Source organism: Peptidiphaga sp., assembly GCF_057238965.1.
Genome location: NZ_DBHHEV010000038.1, coordinates 8,342 through 21,082, shown reverse-complemented (window position 1 = coordinate 21,082; position 12,741 = coordinate 8,342). Strand labels below are relative to the sequence as shown.

The following is a 12,741-nucleotide window of genomic DNA, read 5'->3' as shown; positions in this document are numbered from 1 at the left end:
CATTACAGCATACAAGCCCGTTGCGAGTCTCAATGCACCTTCTGGTGCTCAGTGCTTTCCGACAAAGAAGATCGTTCGAGGTGACTCACACCTTCGCAGGTCTCAATGCACCTTCTGGTGCTCAGTGCTTTCCGACCACACGGATGGGGTGGGACCCAATCGGGGTTGACATAGCTGTCTCAATGCACCTTCTGGTGCTCAGTGCTTTCCGACTCAAGTCTGACCACCCGGAGTTCGCCACCGTCTCGACAGGTCTCAATGCACCTTCTGGTGCTCAGTGCTTTCCGACTCCGCCCCTGGAAAACCGCGCCACAACGCCGTTTACCGGAACGAAATCGCCGCCGACCTGGAAAGCACCACATCGAATCGGCCCGCACCTGTCCAATTAAACCACACAACCGCGAAAAACCGCCACAAAACGACCCAGCGCCGCCGACGCCCCCTACCCGCTGGTACGCCACCGACTTTCAACGAACCCAAGCCAAAAAACCGACACCTCACAACTACGCCACGGTAAACACCGCAACTAAGGCCACCGACGATTGTCCCTGCGCAGACACGACGGACTGCATCCCGCTGACCGCCGCGCCCCGACCGTCCGCCGTTTTCATGTCCACCGTGGCCGCCCTTGGCGCAGCCACGGTGGACCGGGTAGAACATAGGCCGGCATACCGGGTAGAACAGAAGCATGCCGAGCACAGTGTTCATCCAGTTCGACGCCCCGGGGGCAGTCCATGCCACGCCACGTCGGCTGCACGCCGCCGTCGGTCACATCTTCGACCTTCCGCCCAGGATTTCCGCCGAGCGCGCACGCCGCATTCCCTCCCTCGCCGCGCGGCCTGCGCACGACGTCGGCGGTCCAAAGCCGTATTCGCTCGGCGACATGACGCAGGCGCCGGGAAGATTCGGCGTCGAACTGCGTTTGCTGGACGACAGGCTGCTCGACCCGCTCGACGCCTGGCTCGCCTGGGGCGGCGTGCTCTACGTAGGAAACGGAGGCGAGTCGACGGCCGCGCTTGCCGCGCTCGAAGCCCAGGTGCTGGAACGCGTCAGTTGGGAGGACATTGCCGCCGCCGACGCCGCCACAGCGTGGGACGTGGACATCCTCACGCCGGTCGTCTTCACGTCGAAGGGGCGGCACGTCCCCGAGATCACAGCGGCGTCGCTGGCCACCAGCCTTCAAAACCGCTGGTGGGCATGGGACCGCGCGACGGCGCCCGACCGCGTCGACCGGGCCGCCGTCGCCGATGCCTTCGCCGTCGAAGACCGCACCCATATCGTCGGCATCGGCCTCGGCATGCCTTCCGGCGGCAGCCGCGGACGTCTGTCCGCGAGACGAATCGAGGCCTCCGAGGGGAGCCTCCGGATTCGCGCGCGCGACGACGCCGACGAATCCCAGGTGCGGCTGTTTTCGCGCCTCATGGCTCTGGCGCGATTCACCAACGTCGGCTCTCACACCGGGTTCGGCATGGGTGTGCTCAGGGTCGAGCCGACGGCGTGACGCTTTGCCGTTTTCGCCCGCTACTGCGGCGAAAGCCTTTGGCCGCCGAGCATTCCCCTCCCGGCGCTGCTTGCGCCCACAAAGCGCCGCTTCACCCGCCGGATCGCCGCGAGCGCCTGCCCGGCGCCGACGCGTTTCCGCCGTCGTGTCACAAGCGTCTGTCCGAGCGCCGGGAGTCTCTTCGCGAACGCCTGTCTGAACGCCTGCCCAGCCGCCGCACCGCAAGCAACCCGAAAACGATCGAGCCGAGCATGCCCGCGATGAAAATCGGCCACCACGGCCAGAAGGCCCGCGTCGCGGGATAGTTGTCCAAATCCCAGTTGATCCATAGTTCGAGCACCGCCGTCATCGGCATTCCAATGAATGCGAGGCACCCCACCGCCCATTCCATGACGCGCGCCGAGCGCTGCTGCTCCCGCTCAATCTCTTGGTTCTGCTTCTCGATCTGACGTTCCTGGCGGTCCAGCAGGGTTTGCACACTGTCGCGCAGCATCCGGGACTGCTCCACCACGCGATCGACGGCGCTGTCAAGACGCCCGGCTTTCTGCGCCCATTCGAGCACTTTGTCCGTCTGAGTCCCGTATCCGACGTCGACGTTCGTCCACCATTCGGCGGCGAGGAAGGCGACCGCGTCACTGTCGAGCGCAAGGGCCTTTGCGATGAGACGTTCGAGCGCCTCCTCGGTTTCCCCCGAGTTTCGCGGTATTTCGCCTCCCGAGCCAGGGGCGACGCCAACCGACGCCACGCGATAAGCGCTTCCTTCTACCGCATTTCCCCCGTCCGCAAAGAGGCCGTTGGTCGTCTCCTCCAGCTCTGCCGCGAGCGCCGCGAGCTTTTCGGAGAATGTCCGCACCCTGATGCGGTTGAAAAGCGTCAGAAGATAGACGTCCACGTGCAGCGTGCACATTCGCTGAAGCGCATAAAGCGAGAAATCATCCTCGCGCCGCTGCAGGTAGGCCGCCCCGTATCGGTACACGCTGACCGCCCAGCTTCTCGAAAACCTGTGCAGCGCGCGCTTGGCCTCGTCCCAGATTTCTTCCCCGAGCTCGAAGCCTTCCGGCGAGGGCAGATACCCCCATTTCCAGCCCGACGCCGCAACCGCAGCCCGGCCGAGCGACACGTCGCTCGGCATCGCGTCACTGCCTGCCTTCCTTGACGTCGCCTTTCCAGACGGGGCCCTCAGCACGGATCCTCCGCGAATCGCCGCTCTTTGCGACATCCCTCCAGACGCCGTCTCTCCGGGTGCCGTCCGTCCGGGCGCTGTCCCTCCAGGCAAGCTCCGTCCGGACACCGCCGACGTTTCACCGCGCGACGCACGTGCCTCTTCGGCCTCTTGCCGGATTTCCTCGAGAACCTCTTCAGCGACCGGCACGCACAAGCCGTGCTGCAGTTCCTCGAGATCCTCGAGGAACAGGGCCTCCGCATCGCCCGCGTTCCCGACCGCGCCCGCGTCGCTCGCATCGCCGACTGTGCCCGGAACACCAGCACCGCCGGCATCGCCGACATGTCGGCCGTCACTCGCACTGCGGCCAGCGTTAGCATCGCAGCCGCCCTGCCCGGCGACTTCGGCCGGCCGATCAGCGGGAAAGCCCAGCGCCACAGCCGCGCCGGCGGGGTCGCCCAGCAGCTCGGAAGCCGCGGCCGGAACGGCGGGGGAAGCAGCGGGCCGTGCGGCGGCGTCCTCGCTTCCGACGTCGGAAGCGAGGATCCACGCGGCCGTTTCCGCGCGCGGCACCCACGTTATCGTGAAGATCGAGGGGACATCGGACGGGCATTCGACGCTCGCGCCGGGAAACACGACGCTGCCCGCTGGGCATCCGCCGTGGGTTTCAAGGATTCGTGTGAGGGTGGAGGCGAATTCTGGGAACTTTTCCCGCCACCGCAGCGTCCGAAAGAGGCTCGGATAGTCCGGTGAGCAGCCTGCCGGCGTTCCAGCGTTTCCCGGCGTTCCAGCGACGCCGCTTTCCAACGTGCCCGCAGCGGCGGCGCGCTCCGAAACGTTCGCAACGGCACCGATTTGCGGCGTCCCGGCAACGGCGTGGACAGCCAGAAGAAACCTGCACCCGCCTCGCTCATTTTGAACCCACAGCGCCTCGAGCGCGCCTATCCGCAGGGCTGTGCGGCTCGTTTCGTCGCAGACGTGATCAACGAGTTCCGGCAGCCGAAGCGATCGGCGCACGCCCTCCCCCAGAATCTGTTTCGTAGCCTCGGGGCGAAAAGCCATCTCTCGGCTGCGTCTATACAAATAGTTGTTCGACCCCTTGACCTTGACGGAGAAAGGCCTTGCCTCCCAGACGCCCACAGCCTCCGTTCCTTCGTTGAGCGGGTTTTCGGCACCAAAAGTCGCTTCCCAGCCAGAACGCGCAACAGCTTCGACGATCAGCACCATCCGCATCTGACTGGGATCTTTCAAGCGAATGAAGCCGGTGCCCTGCTGCGGAGCGACGGCGTCGGACGAGTTGATGGCTTGCATCATCCACTCCTAGCTATTGACTCTCAACGGATCTTTCCCGCGCGTGCCACATCAGCGTTTAGAAGGGCTCGACAGCGCGGTGAGCCTGTTCCGGATCTTCCGTCTGGTCTTTTGATAAGTGTTTTTCCACGAGCCCAAACCTGTTTCCGAACTTTCGCCTGTGGCCTCATCCTGAGACTCCGAGACCAGATCCAGTTCCTTTAAGCGTATTTTTATGCTCTCGATCATCTTCTCGAGCAATCCTTTGTAATCGTCGAAATCAAGAGCCAACCCCCGCTCCCTCATAAGCGCTTTTACAGCGCCATCGGCCGTAAACTCACCGTGAGCAAAAGCCACTCGGTTTCTAACCAGTTGAAACAGACGCTGAAGTCCGTTGATCTCAAGACTGGTCAACTCATCAAGAGACGACAGATATTCATGCGAAGCCCGTTTTCCAAAGCGTTGCGACTGAGAACCCAGGAGGGGACGATTCAGTACCGCATCGACTTTCTTCTCAGACACTGGAGAATGCTTAAGCATCTCTCCAACCATAACAGCAAGGCGAACTCTGGTATCCGCACCGAGAGATTGCGAACTCCATAGTTCCTTAACCACTTCGAGAACACCAAGAATCGTCTCGATATGCAGATCCTTTTCCGTGTTTTTCGCGTTATATGCTCCAAGATAGCCGTTTCGAAGGCACTCGCAGTCTTTTGAAAGGCTATGCATATCAGCGTCGCCCGCAGCTAGAACTCTCATGGCAGAAAGAAGCTCGAAGTTATCGAGACAAGAGGAGGCTGTCTCTAACAGAGCTTTCTCGGATTCGCGCCCCATCGCAAAACGATGAAGCTGGATCTCATATTGAGAAACCTTCGGCTGTTCCTGTTGGCGCTGATTCTCCTTTCGGTCAAGTCGAGACCGGCCGCCTTTGCTCTCGTTGTCAACAAAACTCACAAGAAAAAGCGGAGCAGCCTGCATAGCGCACCACGATTTGGCTGCGCGCAATGCACCAAAGACCGCTTCCTTCTGTCCCGTCGCTCCCAGCATCACAACCGCTGGCTTAACCCGCTCAAGATTCTCACGAACGATTTGCTCTACTTGGTCAAAGACCTCGTCAGCTGATCTTTCCGAAGCCGCACCTGTCGCAGTCGACAGTGATGCAGCATGTTTCGATGCGTTTTCCTCAGTATCCGACGTATCCTCGTACATCTTCAAAGTCGGTAATGAATTTCTTTGCCACCGATTCCACATGTTTTGGGGGACTGAGTCGCGACATTTTTTGGCAGCCACACATGACTGACAGTTTGAGGAATACAAAATCATAAAATCTATGGGGATGCTGGGTTTGTCACGTAGTGTCGCGCGGGGAAAGGCAGTCACAATCTCACGCGACGCTTCTCGACCCAGGATCTTCTGCACAACCGTCGGAGGTCGGTTCTTATTGCCTTGGGCAAAAACAACTAAAACGCTTCCTTTGTCAGGGCGTTTCATCCACGAAGGCACGATCTCACGCAGTTCCGAGTTGAATACCGCTTGGATGTCCTCTGACGAGGGTTCACGTGCCTCGTGTGTGGCGTCCTTCCCGGCCTTATTAAGCAAAGAGATCCTAGTCCTGCCGTCCGTCTGACCAGCTAACCACTTATCGGCGCGGTATGCCTTGCTGCCCATCATTTCACAACGGCGTTCGGCATTCTTAACTGCGTCCCCCGCCTGGATCGAGTAGGGAGAGCCTTCCTCAACATGCCCCTCCTTCAACCAGAAGACAGAACTAGCCTTCGGATCCTCGTCCCGAAGCAAGTTCTCATAGTGCTTCTGTACCCAAGCGCGCACGGGTATTCCTGCGCCGACATCAGCGCGCACCATATCGATCAACGCAACTCGTCCTAGATCGTTTTCGCTGATGCCATCTTCTAATTTTTGAAGACGATCCAAGCTCTCTTCTATACTTCTCATCTCTTTAAGTTCGTCTTCCGACAATTCGATATTGACGGACGGTGCAATATCAAGACATTCTTTTATGCGTCCTACGCTTCTCAACCAGTAAAATGCGCCGATACCGGCGTCTTCTCGACTAATTTCTCTGACTTTGTGCTTCGAGGTTGCTATTAGAACGCACCAGGACAGTCCTTCTGCATCTGCATTGCCCAGCAAAGAAAGAACGACTTTATGAGATCCCGAAATTCCATCGATAAGTACATCGCCGCACTCAACTCCAATCTTCATTTCCTGCATTTCTGACTCTTTTAAGCTGCTTTCGGCAGAATCCACTTCTAAGTCGAATCCGAAGACGTCTCGTATCAGGCCAGCGTCATTTAGTTTCTCAAGAGACGCCTGCAGCACCTCAAAGATTGTTTCAGTCGATCTTTCGCCCGAAGACGTGTAGAGAATTCTCAAACAAACAGTTTTATACCCATTATTTCTGTCTATCTTGCCGCCTATATGGCTGAACACTTGCCGCAAAGAAGCGTAAGGAAATCTATTAGTAATATTATCGATTGAAGGGGGATAATATAGATCAAAAATGGCGCTAGCAAGTTTTTTACAATCATCGGAATCAATGAGCGTCCACAAATGACATATTCGCTTTTCTCGCTGTCTAAGAACTTCTTCTTTTTCTTTGTGCCCTTTGGCAAAGACGTCGATTCCCAGATCGCCGTCGCCTACTGCGTGAATGATGAGCGTCATCGCTGCCTCCTCTTTGAGTGAACGGGCCCACAATCGGCCCCCGGAGTACGCCTAGTCTTACCGCCCCGGAAGCGTCCATACTATTCCAAAATTTTCCGAAGAAAAAGTCGTGAAAACTCGGCCGAAAAGTACTAGGCTTCTCGTGTACACCTCAGTAGCCCAAAGGAGGGCTTGAATGAAACTCATCATGCTGGAGACCAACGGAAATCAGCGGTTTGTCTTCTCTTCCCCGCGTTTGCGCGAAAACGTAGGGGCCTCCTACCTCATCACGCAGCTTGCCGACTGGACCGAGCAAGCGGCCAACTGTCTCGGCATCGACAAGTTCGGCTGGGTCTCGAAGTCGTCCGGCAAGGTCATCCTGACCGCCGCGACCGAAGACTATGCGCGCAAGCTGATCGGCCAAGTCACCCGCAAAGCCTTTTCTGCCGCACCTGGCTTGGACGTTTCCGGGGTCTTCGTCGATATGTGCGATCCCGGCAACGAAGTCAAGCGTCCCCGCATCAGCAATCGCGACCTCAAGGAAGTGCACAGGAAGGCCGCCGAGTACGCACTCAATCGCCCTCCCGCGCAGGCAAGATTCTCACAGATGCCTTTCCTTCAGCGCGGACGAGACTCGGCGCTTCCAGCGTCGTCGCGATTGGGCGTCTGCGACGAGGCGAAGGACGACAGGGAAACCGCTCTCTCGCTTTCAAGCAGAGTTTGCCGATATCGGGCCAACGACGCACGCCACCATTTCATGAAACTCGCAGAAGACTACTTCCTCAGAGTCATCGAGGGGCATTGGAGTGCAAACAGAATTAAAGAACTCCTGGTTCGCGATCCAACCAAACTCAAAGAAAAGCTGGAAGAAAAACACAAGAAAACACTTGTAAATGAACTTCTCGAAGAGTTCAAAGGAAACATAGATTCAACGTTTACTAAAGACACCAAAAAACAGGAAACGGATAAACGCAAAAGCCGGGCAGGGAACGATCAAGTTCGGGCCGAAGGCGAACATGAAGGTCAAACCGAGGACGAACTCATAGATCGCAAGGACCGCACCGAGGACGAGCGTCTCTCCAAGGTGGCCGTCATCCATATCGACGGCAACGGCGTCGGCGGAATTATGCGTGACCTCGTAGGCACACTCATGCGCATTCCAAGACCTGTTTTCGAAGAGGAAGTGCCCGACGCGCAAGATTACTCGACAGCTACAGAAGAAGACGTTCCATCGCATGCTCTTCGTTGCTTCCTTCTCGAGATCAACGGACGCCTCGAGGAAGCGATGCAAAAGTCCTTCCTCACGGCTTGGGCAGAAGTTGCCTTTCTCGCCGAGAAAGAAGTCAAAGACATCGCAGCGATCCCCGTCGTGCCGGTGATCCTCGGCGGAGACGACGCCACCGTCATCACCGATGCGACTTACGCTTTGCCTTTCACGGAAAAGTTCCTCACCGCATTCGAAGAAGAGACCGGCAAAGATGCACTGCTCAAGTATCTGGGCCCCAAAAGCAGGCAGGGAATGGGCGGATGTGCTAAAAGCGGCAGTGAGGATGAAAACGCTGAAAGCGCGGGCGAAAACGCGGAAAGAGAAAGCAAGAATGGGGAAAACGCGAGTGAAAAGCAAGGAGGTCCAATGACGGCCGCGGCGGGCGTCGCGATCGTCCCCAGGAAGTTCCCTTTCCACATCGCCTACGACCTTGCGGAAAGGCTCATCAAGAGCGCGAAGGCCCTCGGCAAAGAGCCCGAAAAAGAATGCTCCACTCTGAGCTTCCACGTGTTGTTCGATTCAACCGTTTTGGACCCCGACGAGCTGTTGCGCTCCTATAAGTCCTTCACGCGGCGACCGTTCAAGGTGTTTGCCGAACTTGACACCGAGGGCAGGGCGAAGAAATGCCAATCCGACGCATCCGAGGGAGCAGCGGAGGATCCGCATGAACACCCCGCTCTGCGCGAACACCCGGCATGGAAAGAGATGTACGAGTGTGCCGCGCTTTTCAAAGGATTGAAGCCGGCCGGCGGAAACGAAGAGCCCTTGGCCTTCCCGAAAACCAGGGCGGCGCGAATCAGAAAGCTTCAGTCTGATGCGGCCAGAGAAAAGATCGCTTCCAGCGCCGAGCAGGCCCAAGCCAAGAAGCAGGATTCAGACAAGAAGATCGACGCCGAGTGGCAAGCCGCCAAGGACTCCAGCGGCGAGCTAAGCAATCTGCTGGACGCGATCGGCGGGCCAGATCTCGTCTTCGACCTGATCGAGTTGGCCGACCTGCTGCCGCAAAGCTATCTGGAGGAACTGAAAGAAACGGGCCAAGGAGGCGCAGCAGACCAGCAGAACGACGAGGGCCAAGAAGGCGCCGTCGGCAAAACGGACAAGGCAGACAAAGGAAACAGCGATTCGACGAGCGGAAACGGCCCCGCGGCCGCTTCCCAGGAGGCAAGGAAATGAACAGCATCCCCGTAACCATTAGATTCACCTCCGACTGGGGCGTGGGCACTGGCGCCGGCTACGCGGGCGGCGCTAATTCCGTTGTCGAAGTTGACGAAAACAACCAGCCCGTGGTGCGAGGAACCACCGTCACCGGAGTAATTCGCGAGCAGGCGCTCATCGTGGCCCGAGCTCTTGACGGCGGACGAAAGGGAAAGTGGCACGATTTCATCGGTTCGCTTTTCGGAGGCGCGCCGAACTTCGGAGATACCGACGAGGATTGTGACCCCGGCGATTCGGCAGGCCAAAGCGGCAAACCAAGGGCATCCGCCGACCAGACGGTCCCGCGGGCGGTCGTTTTCTCCGATGCGCGCATCTGCAAGGAAGCGAAGGCTGCCGACGATGCTGGTACCGCTAAAGTAACCGAGGTTGTGAGCGTCTCAATCGACGAGAAGACAGGCGCAGCAAAGCCCGACCATTTCCGAATCATCGAACGGGCTCCGGCCTGCGTGCTCAAGGGCCGCGTGGACTTCGTCGATCCAGAGATCTGGAACGAAAGTCAAGACAAAACCGCCAGTCAGATTGATGCCGCAAAGTTCGTGCTGGCTCTGGCCGGGACGCTTGTGCCCGCGATCGGATCCGAGAAGACGAACGGCGACGGGCGATGCGAGATCACCGTCGGCGATTTCTTGGACGACATCGGTCTCCCGGCCCGCGGCGACGACGGCGACGACTCGCCGCCCCTGAAGAACGGCGACTTCGGGGACTCTGACGCGGGTGGCTCCGCGGACTCCGGCAAGGACGATTCGGCGTGCTCCGACGAGGACGCAGACCGTTCCCTCAGTCCCGTCGAAAAATACGCCAAAGCCGTCCACGCGGCATGTAAAGAGTGGCTTCAGGAGAAACTGAAGGAGCTCGAGGAGACGGGGAGTCCCTCCAAGGCGCCCGACCCTGTTCAGGTCGGCGCATCAGGCGAATCTCCTTGCATCGGCTGCGCGGAGAAGGCGGATCCGTCGCAGCAAGCCGATCAGCAAGGGCAGACCGAGTCGAAGGAACAAGCGGATGTCCGTCAAGCGGACGGCCGGGGCGATTCGCCGTCGTACCGCTCGTTTGATTTGAACATCGAGCTGAAAACGCCGGTGGTCTCCTACGAGGTACCGATGTCCAATGAGGTGCGCTCGCTCGATTTCCTGCGCGGAACCGTGGTGTTGGCGTGGGTGCATTCACGTCTGCGTGGGAAGTTCCCCAACGACGAAAGGATTCGCGACGCAGCGGTCAACGGCGAGTTGTTCGTTTCGGACGCGACGGCATGCGTCGCAGGGGCCCGCGGGAGGCCCGTTCCCATGGTCTTCTCCTATCCGAAGGTCGTCCCCAGCGAGTCCGACGGCGGCCCCGACCCGTCAACGCGGGAACTGTGGAACCGCCTCGTCTCGAAGGAACCGGAGGATGTGCACGTTCCGGTCCGGTCGGGCTATATCTTCGACTTCGGGGACGGCGAATCCGGCAAGCCGAGGTACGGCACGGGCGCGCCCCCTGTGACCGGACGCCAGTCCACCGCGCATGACGCCGTTCGGGGAACCGCGAAAGACGGCCAGCTCTTCCTAGTGCGGGCGCTCGCGGCAGGCCTCACATTGCAATCCGAGGTCACGATCACCGAGAGCCTGTACAGGCACCGGCCGACGGTCGCCAAGAATCTGTGCGAGCATCGGCCAGGAGAACCGCAAAACGAGACACGGCAGGTCAGCCAGCGCACTCTCGGCGAGATGCTGCCCGAGATCCTGCGCGGACAGGCCCGCCTCGGATCGCGCAGGCTCGCCGGAACGTTCGGCCTCGCCGAGTGCGAGGCGACGGAGAAATACGCGTCCGACGGCGCAGCCGCAGCCCGCAGCGACGCCGTAGGCGGCAACGGCACATCCGCAGGCGGCAACGCTGCTGCGGGGAACGGCGCAATCGCAGATGTCCACGTCCGCGCAAACTTGGACGACAATGCAAACACGGGCAACCCCGATGCATGGGACAGCGAAGGCGCCACGACCATCTGGTTCACCTCCGACCTTCTTTTGCGCTCGCGGTCGCTCGGCGCGGCGGGCAGCTCAGGCGACATCATCGACGCGTTCAACTGCTCCGACGCCTTCGACAGCGCGAATGCGCGCATCAGACTCTTCTCCGCAGAAAAGGCGGGCAAAGAGGGCGCTGCGGCGTCCAAGCAAGGCGCCAACAACGGCATGACGCCGCCCAAGCGCGACGACGGCAGATCGTCCTCCAAACGCGACGCCAGCACATCGTCCTCCAAGCGCGACAACGGCACACTGCCCAAGCAAGACGCCAGCGACTGCGAAGGCGACCATCGGTACCGAGCGGGATTGAGATACCGCCGGGTCGATTCTTGGTCGGCCGCCGAGGGCCAGCCTCGCGCTACCCGCCTCGCCGTCCAGGCCGGCTCGGTCCTCAAGGTCTGCCTCGGAGACAACGCCGAGCAGCGGCGAAAAGCCCTCGCAGCATTGCGCGAGCTGGAAACCGTGGGCATCGGCGAATTGCGTGCTCAGGGATTCGGCAGGTTCGTCGTCGGCGATCCCCTGCTGAGCATCAGAGACAACGACGGCAAGGGGTTCCACGTCAAGCTCCTGCACAGCAACGACTTTCCTTCGGACGAAAAATGAAACCTACAACCTTAACTCGCCAGCGATCCATCACGAATTCGGCGACGTCACACGTCGCCAATCTGAGAATGCAAATCGGCCACAATCTGGCGACGTCGCGCGTCGCCAACCCAACAACACTAACCAGCGCCAATCCGACGCCGCACAGCGCCACCTCGACAGCACAGCTCAACGCCAGCGTGGCAGCACGGCTCAACGCGAGCGTGGCGACGCTGCTTAGCGCGGATCCGACGTCGCCGTCCAAAGAAAATCCAGCCTTGCCATCCAAAGAAACCGCCAAGGAGGAGAACCGATGAGTCTTACGCGATACAGGCTCGACGTCGTTTTGGTGACGACGTCGCCCATTCACTCCGGCGGGCCGGAGGAGGAAGTCGACAGAAGGTCAAAAGCGATCGGCAACGACGATCGAAAGGCCGTTCCGCAACAATTCGCGCGCAACGCCAGCGGAACGCCCGTGCTGACAGGGCGCTCGGTCAAAGGTGCGCTGCGGGCTGCATTCTTCGAGGCGCTCGACCGCAAACTTGTCACGTGCCCTGAAATCCTGAATCCCCAACGGTTGAAGGACCTGTGGGGAAAGGGCCCAGAGGATAAAGAACAGGATAACGAAGAGGCAAGGGGCGAAGATGACGCGCCTTCCGGCTGGGCATCGGCGCTGACCTTCGAAACGGTGTCTCTCGAATGCGTCAAGAAGGCGGACGAACCCGACAAGAAGGAGGATTCGTTCGTGCGTCGGCCGGGCATCGCCATCGATCGCTACTGGGGGTCAGCGGGCGACGGCGCGCTCTTCTTCCACGAAGTGGCCCCCAAAGGACAGAAGCTTCATCTGGGAATCACCGCCGAAGTCGACCCGTGCCGGTTCGCGAAAGAAGATAGGCCCACGATCGAAGAGCTTGAGGCAGACGTCGAGCAGCTGTTCGCCGTAATTCTCGGCCTCCTTGACTCGGGCCGCTTCGCCTTCGGAAAGCGCAAGGGCGCGGGCTGGGGGCGCGTGAAGATCGCCAACCACAAAACTAAGGACGACAAGACTGAATCTTGCTACTCGCTC

7 protein-coding genes are annotated in these 12,741 nt (G+C 59.7%); 5 read left to right on the top strand and 2 right to left on the bottom strand.

Features of this window, described 5'->3' with window-relative positions:
* Positions 1–688: 688 nt before the first annotated feature.
* Entirely contained in the window at positions 689–1,501 is an 813-nt protein-coding gene (cas6, locus tag ACO48X_RS06050) for a CRISPR system precrRNA processing endoribonuclease RAMP protein Cas6 (protein ID WP_485001217.1), read from the top strand.
* 148 nt (positions 1,502–1,649) lie between these two features.
* Here the strand turns inward: cas6 and ACO48X_RS06045 are convergent, their stop codons facing one another.
* The gene (locus tag ACO48X_RS06045; RefSeq protein WP_485001216.1) at positions 1,650–3,977 is read right to left on the bottom strand and encodes a hypothetical protein; all 2,328 of its coding nucleotides are present in this window, start codon (positions 3,975–3,977) and stop codon (positions 1,650–1,652) included.
* A gap of 48 nt (positions 3,978–4,025) precedes the next feature.
* Positions 4,026–6,638, bottom strand: a complete 2,613-nt coding sequence (locus ACO48X_RS06040; RefSeq protein WP_485001215.1) for a hypothetical protein — start codon at positions 6,636–6,638, stop codon at positions 4,026–4,028.
* Between the two features lie 175 nt (positions 6,639–6,813).
* Here ACO48X_RS06040 and ACO48X_RS06035 point away from each other — a divergent pair, with 175 nt between their 5' ends.
* From ACO48X_RS06035 to ACO48X_RS06020, 4 genes are all read left to right on the top strand, one after another.
* The gene (locus tag ACO48X_RS06035) at positions 6,814–9,057 is read left to right on the top strand and encodes a Cas10/Cmr2 second palm domain-containing protein (RefSeq protein WP_485001214.1); all 2,244 of its coding nucleotides are present in this window, start codon (positions 6,814–6,816) and stop codon (positions 9,055–9,057) included.
* Entirely contained in the window at positions 9,054–11,696 is a 2,643-nt protein-coding gene (locus ACO48X_RS06030; RefSeq protein ID WP_485001213.1) for an RAMP superfamily CRISPR-associated protein, read from the top strand. The genes ACO48X_RS06035 and ACO48X_RS06030 overlap by 4 nt, the downstream gene beginning before the upstream one ends.
* Positions 11,697–11,764: 68 nt before the next feature.
* Complete coding sequence (locus tag ACO48X_RS06025) at positions 11,765–11,992, top strand: hypothetical protein (RefSeq protein ID WP_485001212.1); 228 nt, start codon at positions 11,765–11,767, stop codon at positions 11,990–11,992.
* The coding region (locus tag ACO48X_RS06020) for an RAMP superfamily CRISPR-associated protein (RefSeq protein WP_485001211.1) at positions 11,989–12,741 on the top strand (753 nt) is incomplete at its 3' end. The genes ACO48X_RS06025 and ACO48X_RS06020, both read left to right, overlap by 4 nt.

What these genes read in the sequence shown, in the direction of transcription:
- cas6 (WP_485001217.1), top strand. Translation starts at nt 689, where the DNA reads ATGCCGAGCACAGTGTTCATCCAGTTCGACGCCCCGGGGGCAGTCCAT.
- ACO48X_RS06045 (WP_485001216.1), bottom strand. Translation starts at nt 3,977, where the DNA reads ATGATGCAAGCCATCAACTCGTCCGACGCCGTCGCTCCGCAGCAGGGC.
- ACO48X_RS06040 (WP_485001215.1), bottom strand. Translation starts at nt 6,638, where the DNA reads ATGACGCTCATCATTCACGCAGTAGGCGACGGCGATCTGGGAATCGAC.
- ACO48X_RS06035 (WP_485001214.1), top strand. Translation starts at nt 6,814, where the DNA reads ATGAAACTCATCATGCTGGAGACCAACGGAAATCAGCGGTTTGTCTTC.
- ACO48X_RS06030 (WP_485001213.1), top strand. Translation starts at nt 9,054, where the DNA reads ATGAACAGCATCCCCGTAACCATTAGATTCACCTCCGACTGGGGCGTG.
- ACO48X_RS06025 (WP_485001212.1), top strand. Translation starts at nt 11,765, where the DNA reads ATGCAAATCGGCCACAATCTGGCGACGTCGCGCGTCGCCAACCCAACA.